Raw genomic sequence first — 17,088 nt, forward strand, 5'->3', positions numbered from 1 at the left:
TAGTCTATTTGTCACAAAAGTCGTTTTTATGACAGTCAGGTCGAGTACCAGGATGAACGAGCTGGGTTAAATACCTCAATTTTGAGCAACTGAGCTATGCTTATTTTTTGTCGTGAGGACGTAAACGCCACTGCCCGAAATAACGCCAAACAGGACAACAAATAGTCCCAGCTCCTGCGACGGCTCAGGTCAATAGCATAAAGTGAAAAAAATCACAGTTTATGTACGTTTATCCATGCCTCACAACCTTGAACAAGGCGGTGCTTCTCGGTAACATGGCCGCCTTTTTTCCGCGAGACGAGACAAGCATGAATTTTTCCTTAGGTCAGCGCTGGATCAGTGATACTGAATCAGATTTAGGATTGGGCACCATAGTGGCACTGGAAGGGCGCCAGGTGACTATATTGTTTCCTGCCAGCGGTGAAAACCGCGTATATTCTGTGCAGGAAGCCCCGGTTACTCGCGTGATTTTTAATCCCGGTGATGTGATCCGCTGTGTTGACGAATGGGAAATGCGTGTTGAGAAGGTCGAAGAGCAAGGCGATCTCCTGTGTTACCACGGCGAACGCCTGGATAATGAAGAATCCGTCACGCTGAAAGAAACCTTTTTGGATCATTTTATTAAGTTTAATAAGCCGCAGGACCGCCTGTTTGCAGGTCAGGTTGACCGCTTCGACCGCTACACCCTGCGCTATCAAACCTGGCAACACCAGTTCAGCCGCCAGCAGTCTCATTTAAAAGGTCTGATAGGTCAGCGCGCCAGTCTGATCCCACACCAGCTGTATATTGCCGACGAAGTGGGTAAACGTTTCGCCCCGCGGGTATTGCTGTCGGACGAAGTGGGCTTAGGTAAAACCATCGAAGCGGGCATGATCTTACATCAGCAGATCCTCACCGGCCGTGCCAGCCGGGTATTGATTGTGGTGCCAGAAAGCCTGCAACACCAGTGGCTGGTTGAGATGCTACGCCGTTTTAACCTGCACTTTTCTATTTTTGATGAAGACCGTTGTGACGAAGCCTTTGCGGATTCGCCAAACGTGTTTGAAACCGAGCAACTGGTTTTGGTCAGCCTGGAATTTATCACTAAGAAACGCCGCTGGTTTGAGCAAGCCACATTGGCCGACTGGGATCTGTTGGTTGTGGATGAAGCTCATCACCTGACGGTAGAAAAAGACAAACCCAGCACAGAGTACCAACGCATTGCTGAGCTGAGCCAGGACATTGCCGGCCTTATTCTGCTTACCGCCACACCTGACCAGCTTGGTCATCGCAGCCACTTTGCCCGTTTGCAATTGCTGGACCCGGACAGATTCTACGATTACGACGCCTTCGTAGAAGAAGAAAGCCACTACAAAGAAGTAGCTGATGCCGCCAATAAACTACTTCAGGATGCCAAGCTTGACGACAAAGCCAAGGCCACCCTGAGTGAGCTGCTAAAAGAAACCGACATCAGCGACCTGCTGAGTCAGGTTGAACAGGGCGAAGAGACTGCCAAGCAAACGCTTCTGAACAACCTGTTAGACAGACATGGTACAGGCCGCATTCTGTTCCGTAACAGCCGCAGTGGTATCGACGGCTACCCAAGCCGTAAATTGCATGCCTGCCCGGTAGACATGCCAAAGCAGTACAAAACCGCTATCTCTGTAATGGGTAATATCGGCGGTATTCAGAGTGCTGAAAAGAGCGCGCTGCGTGCCCTGTTCCCGGAAAAAATCTTTCAGGAGTTTGAAGGCGAGAGTGCCAGCTGGACTCAGTTCGACCCGCGCGTTGCCTGGCTGATCGACAAACTTAAAGAGCTGAAACAGCAAAAAGTATTGCTGATCTGTGCCGAAGCGCAAACCGCCATCAGCCTGGAGCAGACCCTGCGCGAGCGCGAAGGCATTAAGTCGGCGGTGTTCCACGAGGGGATGTCGATTATAGAACGTGACCGTGCGGCGGCTTACTTTGCCGACGAATATGACTCTGCCCAGGTGCTGCTATGTTCAGAAATTGGCTCGGAAGGTCGTAACTTCCAGTTTGCCCATCACCTGGTGCTGTTTGATTTGCCACTCAATCCGGATCTGCTGGAGCAGCGTATTGGCCGCCTGGACCGTATTGGTCAGCAACAGGATGTGAATATTCATGTGCCTTACTTCGCCAACACTGCGCAGGAAGTGTTATTGCGCTGGTACGACGAAGCGCTGGATGCCTTCGAAACCACCAGCACCACCGGCCAGTTACTGTACAAAGAGTTCTCAGACGATTTGCTGGAACTGGTAGCAGCGCATAACTGCGACGAAGAAGAGCTGGACCCGCTACTTGAGCAAGTCGCCAAGCAAAACACTGTGCTACGCGCCAAAATGGAGCAAGGCCGTGACCGCCTGCTGGAGCTGCACTCAAGCGGTATGGGTAAAGCAGACACGATTGTCGAAGAAATCGAAACCCTGGACGACGACGTGGTACTGCCAACTTACATGATCAATGTATTCGACATCTTTGGTGTCAATCAGGAAGACAAAGGTGAAAACACCATTATCCTGAAACCCACAGAGCATATGCTCAACCCGTCTTTCCCATGTCTGAAAGACGATGGCATTACCGTGACCTTTGACCGTGGCACTTCGCTGTCACAGGAAGATGCACAGTTTATCAGCTGGGACCACCCTATGGTTGAAGGCGTGATGGACATGATCTGTGATGACGACTTTGGCTGTGCTTCTGTTGCGCTGTTGAAAAACAACAAGTTGCCAGTGGGGACTTTCTTTGTTGAGCTGATCTTTGTGGCCGAAACCTCAGCGCCTAAATCACTGCAAATTGGTCGCTTCCTGCCGCCAACACCAATCCGAGTACTGATGGACAAAAGCGGTAACGACCTGGCGCAAAATGTGGCCTTTGATGCCTTTAACAACCAGCTTTCTGCCGTTGGTCGCCAGACTGCCAGTAAGCTGGCCAATGCTCTGCAGTCGGGTATTCACCCGCTGATCAGCAAAGCCGAAGAGCAGGCCAAAGCACAGATGGCTGAATTGCAACAAGCGGCGCAGGCACAGATGGAAACCCGATTGGGTGACGAACAAGCTCGTTTACAGGCACTGAAAGCCGTTAACCCGAATATCCGCGATGAAGAAATTCAGGTATTCGATAAACAACGTACAGCACTGAGTGAGCACATTAGCAAAGCACAGGTCAAACTGGATGCGATCCGCCTTATAGTGGTAGCGCACTAACTCCTGAGAACAGGGTACAGCCGTACCCTGTTCAATATAAGGCAAGACTCTGACGCAAAGCTTTATTACTTCAGTTAAAACTAGTTCTTCGATAGTAGGTTAGCACGCTATTTGAGTACGCCAACAACTTATTCTTCCCTATCAAGATACTGAACAAACCGTATGGACATCGTATATTTCAACGACTATTTACTTTATGCGGCATTTTTTATTGCCGTATTTCTCAGCTGGTACAATGTTAGCGCTCGATGGTTTCTGGCCCTAATTGGCATACTCGAAACCTTAGATTTTCTGACTCTCTCTACCGTGCTAACCTGGCACACTCACTTCTATATCTGGTGTGCTTCTCTGAGCTTGCTATTTCTAATACCGATGATCTTTCGTACTCAGCTTGCTAACTGGCTTTATCAAAAAACAGGCGTTCGGTATTTTCTAATTACCGCGCGGATTAGAGGCTTTTCGCTACGAGAGAATATACTCATTTGCGTATTTATTGTGGCTATTTTTGTGAATCTGGTTACTTACATAGAAGTGCTGCTATACAAATACTCCGTGCTCGACAATGCTATTATCAAACTCTACATTCGGGATAATGTCGCCGCGCTACTTCACTACATTGAAATAGGAATAGTACTATCATTCATATTGTGCAATCGTAAGAAAAGCCAGCCAATAGAACACAATGCCCAACATTAAAAACCTCCGACCTGAGGCGCATCAGCAGAGCTTTTCGGAGCCGGTGTGGCACCAAGTTCCATATAGAATCTGACAAAGCAGTTGAAGGGGCACCTTAAATCCGTCACCTGCGCTTATGTTTGATAAAACTAACTTTTTGAGTAGCTTGCTAACAGCACCACAAGCTGTTAACTTTTCAGTCTAATTATTGCTCTACCACTTATCTAGATGTTCTCTGCGCTTTGAGCTAATTCAATTGTACTGAGCGCTATATTTTTTGAGTAAAATGAAAAAGACAGGGCTTAGTTTGGAGAAACGATGAAAACTGTATGGGTTATTCTGCTGTCACTTTTATTATTGGGTTGTAATAATGACAAACGAGATATCAATGCAACTTTCCAGAACCACTGCAAAGAAGAAAGTTCAGAGAGTTTAGACCGAGCGCTTTGCAATAGCGTAAAATATAGGGAAGCTGTTGTCGCAGAATATCACTGGTTTCAACAGGAAGCAGATACTGAGCGACTGTTTTATCGTGTTTTTGGGGCTGTGGTCATTGTCCTGAGTATTGCTATTCCAGTACTCTCTCGCGCTACATTCAAACATAAAGAAGTGTTAGTAACCATAGCGTCTTTATCTGTCGCGATTGGCACAAGCTTTTCTGCATTCTTTAACTGGGGGGAAGCATGGGGGCAATATAGATCGGCCGAATACGCATACGGCGCTGAAATTAGACGGTGGGATATCGCTGTTTTGCAACTAGTGCAAAATAACGATGATGATCATATTAAAATTGAGCAACTCAATAAGCACACCCAGCATCTACTGAACCAAGCTCATGCCATAAATATGCAAGCAAATACACGATTTTTTGAGATGAACGGCAAAAATATACAAGAGTATCTGAACTTCAACGACGTTAAACCCATTGAATAATGGTCAGAAAGAACAAATCGATATACTTAAGCGTTAGAACTAGCTTAGTTCAGAGCTTCGTTTCACCTAGCATTTCAGTTGCAGTACATTGCTATCTGGATTGGATACAACCATAGAACTGGTATCGTGTATAAACAAAAAACCACGTCTGGACAAATTCGATTTACATAGCAATTGACCTGTTTGCACTTATAACCAAAACACACCAACATCCGATTACTTCCTACAGTACCATACGAAGTGTCCGCTCATGTATTAACGTGACGCGTAGTATTAGATTCAAGAAAATAGTAATGAACGATTTTATTGCCAGAACGGAAAAATAGCTGACAGACCCAAGCTAAAGCTCCAATACTGAAATTAAACCAGAAGTTCATCACAAAGCAGGCCAGTAAACTGGCCTACGATCAACAACATTGTCTAGCAAGAAACTAAAAATATAACCTGTCAGGTCACCCTGAACCGGTCATACAATAGCAATTAAGCGCACTGCCAGGTTTGCGGGCATTGCATGGTTCTCAGACACATAAGTGTGTCAAGGTTAGTACCTCCAGCAACCTGTGGAGTTTGCTGTGGATTAAGTTTAGCAGAAGTGATGTTAAGGTTTTTAACGGTCTTTTTGCTTAGTTTAAGTAACATTTTAATTTCCTTTGGTTAGTTACGTAATTCGCGATAACAGTATCAGGTTTTTATAGTCGCAAAAAGCTCAAATAGATGAAATATTTATTTAAATCAAACCGAGATTAATAAATAATCATTCATTAAAAAACATTTATAAAAATAGCTCATACTTTGATCACTCCATTTTCTAAAGCGCATTATTCCCCAATCGGGAATATTTCTACCCAAATCAGCTTTAACCTTTATTTAACCCAGAACACGTTAGCTTAACCTCTGAGCCGGCCCGTCCGTACTAAAGCAACTGTAGTGAAAGGAAGATCAACATGAGAAAGGTTAAAACTGGTGCCATTGCACTTTTAGTGGGCTGCGCGTTTAACGCACACGCGCAGCCCATCCCTGATGACTTAGATCTGGCGCTCACTGAGCTCATTGCTCAGCATGGCCTGACAGGCAAGCCCGATAACGACTTTGACTTACCCAGCGTCGATGACCCCGAAGTCAAACTGGGTAAGCTGCTGTTTTTTAGCAAAGCGCTCAGTGGCGATAAGCAAGTCGCCTGCGCCAGCTGCCACCACCCCTACCTGGGTGGTGGTGACGGCCTCTCCCTGCCCGTGGGCACTCTGGCACAAGACCCGGATGTACTCGGGCCGGGCCGCAAAACCACCACAGGGCAGTTTTATGTGCCACGCAACTCGCCCAGTATTTTCAATGCATGGGTGCATAAACGCAGTTTGTTTCGTGATGCCCGGGTGGAGTTTCTGGACTGGCTGAACCCCGAGCAAGGAATAAGTACCCCGGATGTGCCTCATGGTGAAGCCGACCCCAATGCAGGTGACTCTTTGTTAGCGGCACAAGCACGCTTTCCGGTCGTTACCCCCTCAGAAATGCAGGGCTTTGAGTTTATGAAAGGCGCGCCCAATGAAGCCGTCAGGGCCCATCTGGCAGCACGAATCGGTAACTATGGCAGCGCTCAGGGCGAGCTGTTTCGCAACCAGTGGCGGGATTATTTTGCCGCGGTCTATGGCGATAAAAGCGCCGAAGAAATCGTTACTTTTGATAACATCACCCGTGCACTGGCAGCCTACCAGCAGTCGATGAACTTTACCGACAACCCCTGGAACCGCTACGTTCAGGGCGATAAAAACGCGCTGAGTGAATCCGAAAAACGCGGGGCCTACCTGTATCTTTATATGCCTCCCCCGCCATCAGATGGCGGTAGTGAGCCAGACTTTTTGCCAACCCAGTGCATTGGCTGTCACAACACCGACAGCTTTAGTCAGACCAAAGGTACTAACCACCATCGCCTGGCTTTTCCACAAATTGGACCTGGCACCGGTGAGCCTGGCGATGAAAGCAATGATCGCGGCCGTATGCTGCGTAACCAGAACCTGGATGACATCTACAGCTTTCGCTCCACAACCTTGCTGAACGTCGAGGTCACCGGCCCCTATGGGCATGCGGGCAGCTACGATACGCTGGAGGAAGTGGTTGAGCATTACGATGATTACCATGCGGTATTAGATGACTACATAAACAATCAGGGCTGGTGCAGACAGCCACAGTTCAAAGACATAGAAAGTTGTGTCGACTTGTTCCCCGACACCCGACAGCACACCGATGCCGCCGCGAAAATCATTGATGATGAAATTGCCGATGGTGCCCCGGTACTGCGTAAACTGGAGCTGAGCACTCAGGAAAAAGCGGATCTGGTCAACTTTATGAAGGCCCTGACCGATCCATGTGTAAAGCAAGCTGAGTGCCTCATGGCCTGGCTGCCGCAACCACAGGAAGGCGATCCGGATGGTCTGCAACTGTTTGCCAAAAACTATCAGGGTGTGCCCTTGTATCTGCCCGCAGACTGCCGTCAGGGCGATACAGCGGTAACTGGCAGCCGCTTGTTGCTGGCGCAGGGTGAGTGTATTTCGGGCAAAGCCCATTATTTTTATGTGGATGTCGTACAGAATAACACCACCTTGTATTTCAGCAGTCGTGGTGGCGCAGGACGCCCTCGCCTGTTTTACAATCCCGACCAATGGGCCGATCCGGCCAATGCTCAGGCAATATCGCGTGGCACAGGCACCGAGCAGGTGCTGAAAGTGACCGTCAATCGTGGCCGCCACTTTGTTTCTGTGTTGGATCCGCAGGGCTATGAAGGACTGACAATTGCAGCGGGTATCGACAGTGCCCTGCGTGAGCCGGGTGAGCAACCCCGCAATATCGTTAATGCCTGTGAGCAGGGCCTGCCCAGTGGCTATGCTGAACTTATGCCTGGTCGCGCCCAGTGTGCATCCTCTGGTGATAGTTACTTTTTTGTCAAAGTGACTGAGCCGGGTAGCACGCTGGAAATTCGCACCCGACACGGCGCCGGCAACAGCGACCTGTTTGTAAGCAACTTCTGGCCCAGCACCAGCATGTATACCTTTGCCTCACGCTCAGCAGATAACACTGAGTTTCTGCGCATCGACGGCGCAGCTCCCGGCTGGTACTACTTTTTGCTCTCAGGTGGTGGCCAGAATGAGGGCGTGAGTATTCAGGCCGACCTCATTCGTCCTGACCCGCCCAAAGGATCATAAACAGAACCGCAAGCTAAACTAGAGTCCCCCCTCTACTTTGCCCAGTAGATATCAGCCGTGATATCAACCCCAAAGCCGTAGTCCTACCTGCGGCTTTTTATTCTTCACAGTGTGATCAAAGAGTTGCAGCACATACAAATCTCTTTAACCCGCCTTTAACCGCACGCTCTTTAGACTAGCGGTTACTTTTTACCCGCATAAAAATTCAGCGGGCAAACCTAAGTGCTTATTCAGAGAATTCATCATGACGTTACTCAACAACCGTTTACTCATTACCCAGCTGGCTTTTTGTGGCCTGTGTGCCGCCATTGTCTTTGCAATCCCCTCTCTGGGTGGTGCAGAAGCGCAGGCCCAGACTCAGCCAGGCTCTGAGCAACGCCAACAAACGAGCGCAGCCCTGAGCCTGCCTCAGGTCACGGTCACGACCGTGCAGGCGGCCAGTTACACTCGGGTCATTACCGCGCATGGCACAGTCAAGGCCACTCACGCACTGACGCTCAGCAGCGAGGTGGGCGGCCGGGTGGCTCAGCTACATCCAGACTTTAAGCAAGGGGCACGACTGTCGTCCGGGACGGTACTGGCACGCATAGACGACACCCAGTTGCAACAGGCGCTGGCCAGTGCCGAAGTATCGCTGGCACAAGCCAGGCTGAATGTGGAAGAAGAAAAGCTACAGAGCTCGCCAAACAAGGCGCAGTGGCGCCAGCTGGCCAGCACCGACAGTAAAGGGCTCTTGTCGTCATTACGTGCGCCGCAGCAAGACGTTGTGGCCACGCAGCTAAGTTTAGCTGAAGCGCAGCTGCAAAGTGCCCGGTACAACCTGGCCGCCAGCCAGTTTACCCTGCCCTTTGATGCCACCATAGTCACGCGCTCGGTACAACCTGGCAGTTATGTGCAACCGGGCAGCCCCATTGCCACACTTTACAGCACAGCGCAGGCCGAAGTATCCGTTGAACTCAGCGCCGAGCAATGGCAGCACCTGCCCACTCAGGCGATGCCCGAGAGCGGCTGGTCGGTTACGCTCAACGATGCCACAAGCGATACCGCAGACACACAATGGCACGGCCAAGTGACGCGCCTGAGTCAGCACATTGACCCTCAGTCGCGCCAGCGCCTGGCTATTGTCAGCGTAGACAACCCCTTAGATCAGGCTCAGCCGTTGTACTTTGGCAGCTATGTTGAGGTGCACATTAAGGGCGCGGAGCAAAACGACCTGTGGCGTGTTCCCGCGTCAGCCTTGTCGCAGCAAAATCATATCTGGTATGTCGATGAGGAAAATCGCCTGGCGCACTTTACCCCGCAGATCCAGTTTCGCCAGCACAGCGCCGTTTATATCAAGGCCCGTGAAGACATGCACCAGGCCAATATCGTGCTACGCCCACTCAGTGCCTACCTCGACGGCATGAAGGTCACTCCAGTGACAGAGGAGCGCGCCCATGACTGAACGTTTTTCAATTATTGCCTGGTTTGCCAAAAACCCGGTTGCGGCCAACCTGCTTATGCTGGCGGTGATCCTGCTGGGCCTAAGCAGCGCCGATAGTCTGCGCAAAGAAGGCTTTCCGCAACAAGACCCGGACACGGTACAGATCAGCGTGGCCTACCCTAGCGGCAGTGCCGCCCAGGCCGAGCAGGGCATTGCAATCGCCATAGAAAATGCCCTGGAATCCGTCAAAGGGATCAAACGCGTTACCACCACAGCCAGCGCCAGCACTGTGCAGGTACTCGTAGAAAAAACCTCGCAACATGAATTGGATACCTTACAAAGAGACATAAAAAACCAGGTTGATGCCATTTACAACCTGCCAGAGGACGCCGAAAAACCCGTAATTACTACGGCCCAGCGGGAGCAGGAAGTGATCCGGGTGCAGCTGTTTGGCGAGTTGTCGACTCAGACACTGCAAACCCTCGGTAGCCAGCTTGCCGACGACTTACTGGCGCAGCCCAATATCGCCACGCTCAAGCAAAACGATCACCGCGATCCGCTGGTAGCTATTGAAATCAACGAGGCGCGCCTGCAAGCCTATCAGCTCAGTTTCAGCGACGTGGCCGGGGCCATTAATCAGTATTCCGGCACGGCACTGACCACCAGCCTGCGTAACCCGGATAAGGTTCTGCGCCTCAAAGCCGCCGAGCAGGCGCTTTACGCCAGTGACTTTGCCTCGATTGTGGTCGCGACCACAGCTGCGGGCAAAAGCATTCGACTCAGTGACGTTGCCACATTACAAGACACCTTTGCCGATGACAGCTTTCATCTGGCGCGGTTTAACGGTCATCCCACCTACGGCATTACCATAGTGATGGATGAATACGGCGACATGAGTAAAAGCGTGGCACAGGCCAAAGCCGTGGTGGCCAAGTGGCAAAGCAAGCTGCCTGAAGGCGCTTCGCTTATCACCTGGTACGACAATTCTAAACTGATCACCGAGCGCCTGAGCCTGCTGAGCCTGAACGCGCTGAGCGGTATTGCCTTGGTGTTTATGGTACTGGCGCTATTTTTAAACCTGAAAGTGGCTTTCTGGGTTGCTGCGGGCCTGCCCTTTGTGTTCTTTGGCAGCCTGTACTTTATGACAGAGCCCTACACGGGCATGACCCTCAACGAAATGACCACCTTTGGCTTTATTATGGCGCTGGGCATAGTCGTGGACGATGCCGTGGTGGTGGGTGAAAGTATTTACACCACCCGAAAGCGCTTTGGCGATACCCTCAGTAACACCATCAAAGGCACCCATCTGGTCGCGGTCCCTACCCTGTTTGGCGTATTAACGACCGTCGCGGCCTTTGCGGCACTGGCCAATATCTCGGGCGGGCTGGGCGTTCTGTATGCGCAGTTTGGCACTGTGGTCACCTTATGTTTGTTGCTGTCTGTGGTGGAATCTAAACTGATCTTACCAGCGCATCTGGCGTACATTCGCACCCGACAAAAGCCCCAAAAGCAGCCAAACCGCATCGCGCTGCTGTGGCATCGCGTGCAACAAAAGGCAGATGGTTTACTGACCGGCTTTAATCAGCGCCTGTACAAGCCGGCACTGGAGCGCGTAATGCACTTTCGCTACGCCGCACTGATGGGGTTTGTTGCGCTGTTTTTTCTGGCCATCAGCCTGATCACCCAGGGCATGGTCAGGGTGGGCTTTTTCCCCGGACTGCCAGCGGATACCATCACCGCCATCATGACACTCTATAACGACGCCAGTTTTGGCCAGACAGCCCGCAACCTGGATCAGCTGGAGGCCCAGCTATATCAGGCCGAACAACAATTGCTGGACAAGCAAAACATCAGTCACATCGCCAGCGTGTCGGTCAGCGCCACGGGCGATCAGAGCGGCATACTCAATGTGGAGCTGGCCGGCACCCAGCCCTACACCCTGAGTGAACTGGCAAAACGCTGGCGCGCCATCGCAGGCACCCCGGAGGCCAGTAAAACCTTACACATTCAGGCACAACTGGCACGCGTCTCCAACTTTAAGGTGGAGCTAAAAAGTACCAGCGACGAAACGTTAGAGGCCGCCGAAGCGACCTTGCAGCAGGCGCTGCGCGATATCAGTGGCGTACACAGCATCGACAGCTCGCTGGCTCCGGGCGAAGCGACGATGCGTTTTGAAGTGACCGAAGAGGGCGAAATGCGCGGCTTTACCACTCAGCTACTGGCACGCCAGCTGTTGCAAGCCTTTGGCGGTGAAGTGGTACAACGCTATATGCGCAACAAAGATGAAGTGAAAGTAAGGGTTCGCTACCCGCTGGATGAGCGCAGCGAACAAGGGGACGTGCTTGCAGCCCGGGTGCGTGCCCCGGACGGGCGAACCGTGCCGCTGGGCAACGTTGCCAAAGCTACCTACACCAGCGAAGTACAGTCCATTACCCGTATCAACGGCGTCAGAGCAGTCACTGTGTCCGCAGCAGTGAATAAAACCCAGCTGACCCCCACTGAATTAGTGGCCCAACTGGAGCAAAGCGTGGTCCCAGAGCTACGTGCTCAGTACCCGGATCTGACGCTGCACTTTGCCGGAGAAGCCGAGCACCAAAAAGAAGCCACTGACTCCATGAGCTCGGCTTACCTGCTGGCGCTGCTGGCCATCTATGCGCTGCTGGCTATCCCACTGAAGTCCTACTGGCAGCCGCTGATCATCATGTCGGTGATCCCGTTTGGCTTTGTGGGCGCGATTTTAGGACACTGGGGCTTAGGTTTAACGCTCAGTATTCTATCCTTAAATGGCATACTGGCGCTCAGTGGCGTGGTGATCAACGACAGCCTGCTGCTGGTCAGCCAGTTTAATCGCTATCGCAATGAGGGGAAAACCATGCAAAATGCGCTACTTGAAGCCTGCACGGGTCGCCTGCGCGCAATACTGCTGACGTCACTGACCACTTTTGCCGGGCTGTATCCTATTTTGGGCGAAACCTCTCAGCAGGCACAGTTTCTGATCCCTGCCGCGGCTTCGCTGGGCTATGGCATTTTGTTTGCCACTGCCATTACCTTGTTTTTAATTCCTGTTTTACTGCTGATCAGCCACGATATTGCTAGCCTGATGAGCCGATTCAACCCCATTCGTACGGAGCATGTCCCCCATGATCAACGTCATTTTAGTTGAGGATGACCTGGCACTGGCCGGTAACATCATTGATTACTTTGAGCTGGAAAACATCATCTGCGACCACGCAGCCAACGGGGTCGCCGCGCTCAACCTGATCCATGATAACCACTATCAGGTGATCATTCTGGATTTAAACCTGCCGCGTATGGATGGTCTGCAGATCTGTCAGGCACTGCGCGACGAAGGCGACGATACCTCAGTGATCATGCTCACCGCCAGGGATCAGCTTGAAGACAAACTGGCCGGTTTTGCCACCGGCTGCGATGACTATCTTGTGAAGCCCTTTGCCATGGCGGAGCTGGTGGTCAGGGTAAAAACCCTGGCCAAGCGTAAAAGTGGCGAAATAAAACGGCTGGAACTGGCCGGATTATGCCTGGATATAGATGGCCGTGACGCCACGTATCATGGCAGCCGTCTTAAGCTTAGCCCGACCGGCATGGTAATACTCGAAACCCTGCTTCGCGCCCATCCTAATCTGGTTACCCGGCAGGTGCTGTTACAGGCTATCTGGGGCGATGAACAACCGGACAGTAATGCACTTAAAGTGCATATTCACCACCTGCGCAAAGCGTTGGCGATGTACACAACCCATATCACAGTTGATGCCATACCCAGACAAGGCTTTAAACTGCACTGTCTTCAGGAGGAGAATTAATGGCCCCCATACATATGAGCCTACGTCGCTATATTCTCGCCGCATTGCTGGTGCTGGCCACTTTGGTCATCAGTTTGTTGTCGGTGCTCTGGACCAACAGCTTTTTTACCGGGCTCGATGACATGATGAAAGGCACTATGCTGAATGTTGCCCAGGCCCATCATCCTCAGCCCGGCCAACCTGTCAAAGCACACAATTTTGTGGTGGCCAGTCAGTGGCAGGATTTACCCGATGCGATCCGCACAGCGTTTTCCCGTCAGGATATAGAATCCAATGCGCTGCATAAAAACGTGACCCGCGACAATATACTCACCCGCCCCAGTGATGCGCGATTTGTTATGTACTTTGAAAAGCCTGATGGTCAGTCGGGGTTTGTTGCCCACCATTTTATAGCCCCAAAAACACCGCCCAAAGCCTGGTTCCAGGGGCCTGAGATATTGGGCATATTATTCGCTCTGGGCACCCTCGCATTGTTTGCTTCGATCCTGGTGATGCTGATGCGCACCGTGACCCGGCCCGTGGCAGAACTACATGCATGGGCAGCCGAGCTGGATCATCACTCGCTCAACGAGCCGCCTCCGGTATTTCGATACCACGAACTCACAACCCTGGCGGAACTGATCCAGCAAAGCCTGCAGCAGGTTAAACAAAGCCTGGACCGGGAGCAGGCGTTTGTCAGCTACGCCAGTCACGAGCTGCGCACACCTATTGCCGTGATCCGCAGCAGCGTAGAACTACTACAACGCCTTGACAGCGCTCAATGTGAAAAAAGCAACAAGGCACTAAAGCGCATTGACCACGCGAGTCAGGCGATGGTCGCGCTGACTGAAACTCTGCTGTGGCTAAGCCGCAAGGGACAACCTCTGAGAGATTTAAAGACCGTAAAACTGGCCGGGTTGGTGGAATCACTGATGCAGGACCTGACTTATCTGAAGCAGGGAAAACACATAGACATACGGCTTGAGACCGACGATTATCGCTGCGAGTTACCTCATTCCGGCGCCACTATCGTCATTGGCAACCTGTTGCGAAATGCCATTCAGCATACCCATCAGGGTGCCATTTCTATCCACCAGACTCAGCATATACTGGAAATTGAAAATCACGAATACATAGGCTCAGAGCCACCCTCAGAGCACAGTGCGCTCCACAATACTGCGGGCTACGGCTTAGGTCTGGATCTGGCGCAAAAACTATGTGACGAACTTGGCTGGCAGTTGAGCATTCGCCACGACGCACACCGCTTTTGTGTTACGCTGGTTTTATCACCACAATATTAGACAACGAGGTGAGCTAACAACCTGCCGAATCTGCTTAGAGTCAGGCACGCGCTCAGTGAGCAGTTAAGTCTGCTCCACTGAGCCTGTATGATTTATTCGGTTCTACTTCAGCCTGTCCCTGCGCAACTTCATTAACCAGGATGATTTGTTTTTTTCTGCGTCATAAAATACCGCAATGGTAAAGAAAAACATCAGAAAAAGAACAATGTGTGCAGCCAGACTGATCCCAAATACGATCATACTGCCTATATAGGTAGCAAAAGCAAAGCTCCAAAGGCAGGCGAGAACGGTCATTATGTGGAAGCGACTGACAGGGTCCGGTATATGCCGAAGCGGGTTTCTGGTTGAGTCGAAAATATACTTGTAGAAATCGTATATTCTGAGTGCAAGCTGTTTCATATCTACCTCACAGCCAGTTGAAAGGTCGCAGAGTTATACGAAGGAATCTGCTCATTAGATCTCTGAGCAGGTCGGGGTTGGAAGCATATAACTATGGGTGCACTCTGTTTCTCCCCTTTGATCTAGTGTTGGTATGCGAACCCGAAACAGGCGGGACAAACTCAATTGAGCAATACACTTTTTAGTGGTAGGTTTTTACTTTGATGAATCCCTGTGCATATGGCCTGAATATGAAACATGACTACGGCGAATATCAGATTAAGTTAGAACGTATGATTGATTTACTACACTCCCATGATGAGCTGCACTGGGCTAATTATTTTAAAAAATCTGCGGAGTTTTTGAGTAAAGGCCAGCCCCAAAAAAGTATTTATCACGCGCTTGGGGCCTATGGCGGCATGGGCAGTATTAATGACTGTTTAACCCTCACTGGTGCCTCAGAGCAGGATGCGAAGCTAGGACTTCAATTGCGCCACGAGCTATGGCTTATCTGTAAATCTAAGCAAAGTATGCTCAAACGCATTTTGGAATTTTAGCCCCATCACCCAGCGCGAGTCTGTGCCAACCGTTAAAGAGTTTAAAAGTGTGATTGCAATGCATGTGCTTTCGTCAAACCGCACAGTGAGTGCTTTAGGGTTCTGTCAGGGGGACTTTCTGAGCTTAGTAACACAGCGGAGCATACTCCAGGACTATATGACAGTCAGACTGGTTCGCAACTTTAGTGTGGGATACATTACATAATTTTACAGCACCTGCGTCCATGAATGAGGTAGTGTTTGAAAATAGGTACTCTGAGCGTTACCCTGTTTAGAGCTCCTCAGAGTAAGTATCATCATTCCTGATGGACTTGTCTCGTTGTTTAAAAACACGGACCATTATTCAGCTTTAAACTGTACCAAATATGCCAGGGAGGTTTGGCCAGCATGTATAAATCCAGGTATTCTGAACTCGATTGGCTCAGAGTCATGTTAATTTTTGCAGTATTCCTGCACCATGTATTTATGCCGTTTAACGGAGATGGCTGGCACGTCATGAACCGAGAGTCGAGTAAGGTACTCGATGACATTATGGTTTACTTCGAGCAGGTCAGGCTTCACACATTATTTTTCATTGCGGGCGCCGGGTCGGTATTATTACTCCATAAAGTATCAGCAAGCACATTCCTGTCCACCAAGCTGCATCGTTTGTTTATCCCGCTCATCTTCGCGATGATGATTGTGGTGCCCCCACAGAATTATTTTGAAAACATCCAAGAATATCAAAATTTAGCGCAAGCATATCGCAGCCTGATATTTTCCTTTAATGCAAACCACCTCTGGTTTGTAGAGTTTCTTTTTATCTTTATGCTACTGGCTGTACCTATCAACCTGATGCTCGGCACGTCATCAGGGAGCGCATTACTCCGGGCTATGGAACACATTGCGGTGCGAAAACACGGCTTGCTGTTGCTGGGCATAGTGGTCATAGGGATACGGCTATGCCTCAAAAGCGTTATGCGCTCGCAAGATACCAGCTTATTTAACCTGTCTGTGTCGCTGTTTTTTTTATTGTTTTTTATGGCAGGTATGTGCTTTATGAAAAACCCTAAGATTTGGCAGGCGCTGGCAGCTAACCGCGCCACCAATTTTAAGTGGCTAATAGTGAGCTCAATCGCATTTTACGCCTGGTACTACAGACCTGATATTAGCGACTATGTATCGCTGGACATGCGCTGGCAGCTCTGGTGGCTTATCAGTGCACTCGTTTCATGGACGGGTATGTTGACCTTAGTTGGCTATGTCAGTGCATGGTGTAAACAAACACCCAAATGGCTGCACGTGACCAATGAACTGATTTATCCCTTTTATATTGTGCATCAAACCGTGATTGTTGCCCTTGCATTTTATATCGTTCAGTGGGATGACAGTATTGCTGTTAAATCACTGTGTTTACTTGTGACATCATTCATCGCCTGTTATGCAATTTGTTATTTGTTAATTAGGCCATTCAATATTATGCGTTATATGTTTGGCTTAAAAGTGAAGGCCGCAGAGACCCAGGGTGAGAGCATACTTCGTTAACGACATTAACCAAAGATAAGCTCTGCCCTGAATTCATCGTCAAAGCTGGCCCGAACGCACTTACCACGTATCGAATCTTTACGGCCTGTGTGCTGTTTTA

Annotated in this window: 11 protein-coding genes; 10 read left to right on the forward strand and 1 reads right to left on the reverse strand. The window is 50.3% G+C overall.

Translation table 11 applies throughout. The features are described from left to right. The first annotated feature begins 308 nt into the window (after nucleotides 1-308). The 8 genes from rapA to NH568_RS23295 all read left to right on the forward strand — a co-directional run bounded on the left by rapA (nucleotide 309) and on the right by NH568_RS23295 (nucleotide 14,529). Nucleotides 309-3,203, forward strand: a complete 2,895-nt coding sequence (gene rapA, locus NH568_RS23260; RefSeq protein ID WP_253111001.1) for an RNA polymerase-associated protein RapA — start codon at nucleotides 309-311, stop codon at nucleotides 3,201-3,203. Nucleotides 3,204-3,365: 162 nt separating this feature from the next. After that, complete coding sequence (locus tag NH568_RS23265; RefSeq protein WP_253111005.1) at nucleotides 3,366-3,899, forward strand: hypothetical protein; 534 nt, start codon at nucleotides 3,366-3,368, stop codon at nucleotides 3,897-3,899. A 297-nt stretch (nucleotides 3,900-4,196) separates the two neighbouring features. Further along, a complete protein-coding gene (locus NH568_RS23270; protein ID WP_253111008.1) occupies nucleotides 4,197-4,811 on the forward strand; it encodes a DUF4231 domain-containing protein in 615 nt (204 codons plus the stop codon). 944 nt (nucleotides 4,812-5,755) lie between these two features. Next, nucleotides 5,756-8,005, forward strand: coding sequence for a cytochrome c peroxidase (locus tag NH568_RS23275; protein WP_253111010.1), 2,250 nt, complete (start codon nucleotides 5,756-5,758; stop codon nucleotides 8,003-8,005). Nucleotides 8,006-8,249: 244 nt separating this feature from the next. After that, a complete protein-coding gene (locus NH568_RS23280; protein WP_253111012.1) occupies nucleotides 8,250-9,449 on the forward strand; it encodes an efflux RND transporter periplasmic adaptor subunit in 1,200 nt (399 codons plus the stop codon). Beyond that, on the forward strand, nucleotides 9,442-12,591 hold the full coding sequence (locus NH568_RS23285) for an efflux RND transporter permease subunit (RefSeq protein WP_253111014.1): 3,150 nt from the start codon (nucleotides 9,442-9,444) through the stop codon (nucleotides 12,589-12,591). The genes NH568_RS23280 and NH568_RS23285 overlap by 8 nt, the downstream gene beginning before the upstream one ends. Then, nucleotides 12,569-13,249 carry a response regulator transcription factor gene (locus NH568_RS23290; RefSeq protein ID WP_253111016.1) on the forward strand — a complete coding sequence of 227 codons (681 nt, stop codon included), beginning with the start codon at nucleotides 12,569-12,571 and terminating at the stop codon, nucleotides 13,247-13,249. The genes NH568_RS23285 and NH568_RS23290 overlap by 23 nt, the downstream gene beginning before the upstream one ends. Beyond that, a complete protein-coding gene (locus tag NH568_RS23295) occupies nucleotides 13,249-14,529 on the forward strand; it encodes a HAMP domain-containing sensor histidine kinase (protein WP_253111018.1) in 1,281 nt (426 codons plus the stop codon). Before NH568_RS23290 ends, NH568_RS23295 begins: the two co-directional genes overlap by 1 nt. Before the next feature lie 102 nt (nucleotides 14,530-14,631). Here NH568_RS23295 and NH568_RS23300 read toward each other — a convergent pair whose 3' ends face one another. Then, the gene (locus NH568_RS23300; protein ID WP_253111020.1) at nucleotides 14,632-14,928 is read right to left on the reverse strand and encodes a hypothetical protein; all 297 of its coding nucleotides are present in this window, start codon (nucleotides 14,926-14,928) and stop codon (nucleotides 14,632-14,634) included. A 230-nt stretch (nucleotides 14,929-15,158) separates the two neighbouring features. Between NH568_RS23300 and NH568_RS23305 the strand changes: the two genes are divergently transcribed. Together NH568_RS23305 and NH568_RS23310 are read left to right on the forward strand one after the other, a co-directional pair. Continuing rightward, the gene (locus NH568_RS23305; protein ID WP_253111022.1) at nucleotides 15,159-15,464 is read left to right on the forward strand and encodes a hypothetical protein; all 306 of its coding nucleotides are present in this window, start codon (nucleotides 15,159-15,161) and stop codon (nucleotides 15,462-15,464) included. Nucleotides 15,465-15,851: 387 nt separating this feature from the next. After that, entirely contained in the window at nucleotides 15,852-16,988 is a 1,137-nt protein-coding gene (locus tag NH568_RS23310; protein ID WP_253111024.1) for an acyltransferase family protein, read from the forward strand. Nucleotides 16,989-17,088: the final 100 nt, after the last annotated feature.

The sequence above is a fragment of the Pseudoalteromonas sp. XMcav2-N genome, from assembly GCF_024124545.1.
In the GTDB taxonomy this organism is placed as follows: Bacteria; Pseudomonadota; Gammaproteobacteria; order Enterobacterales; family Alteromonadaceae; genus Pseudoalteromonas.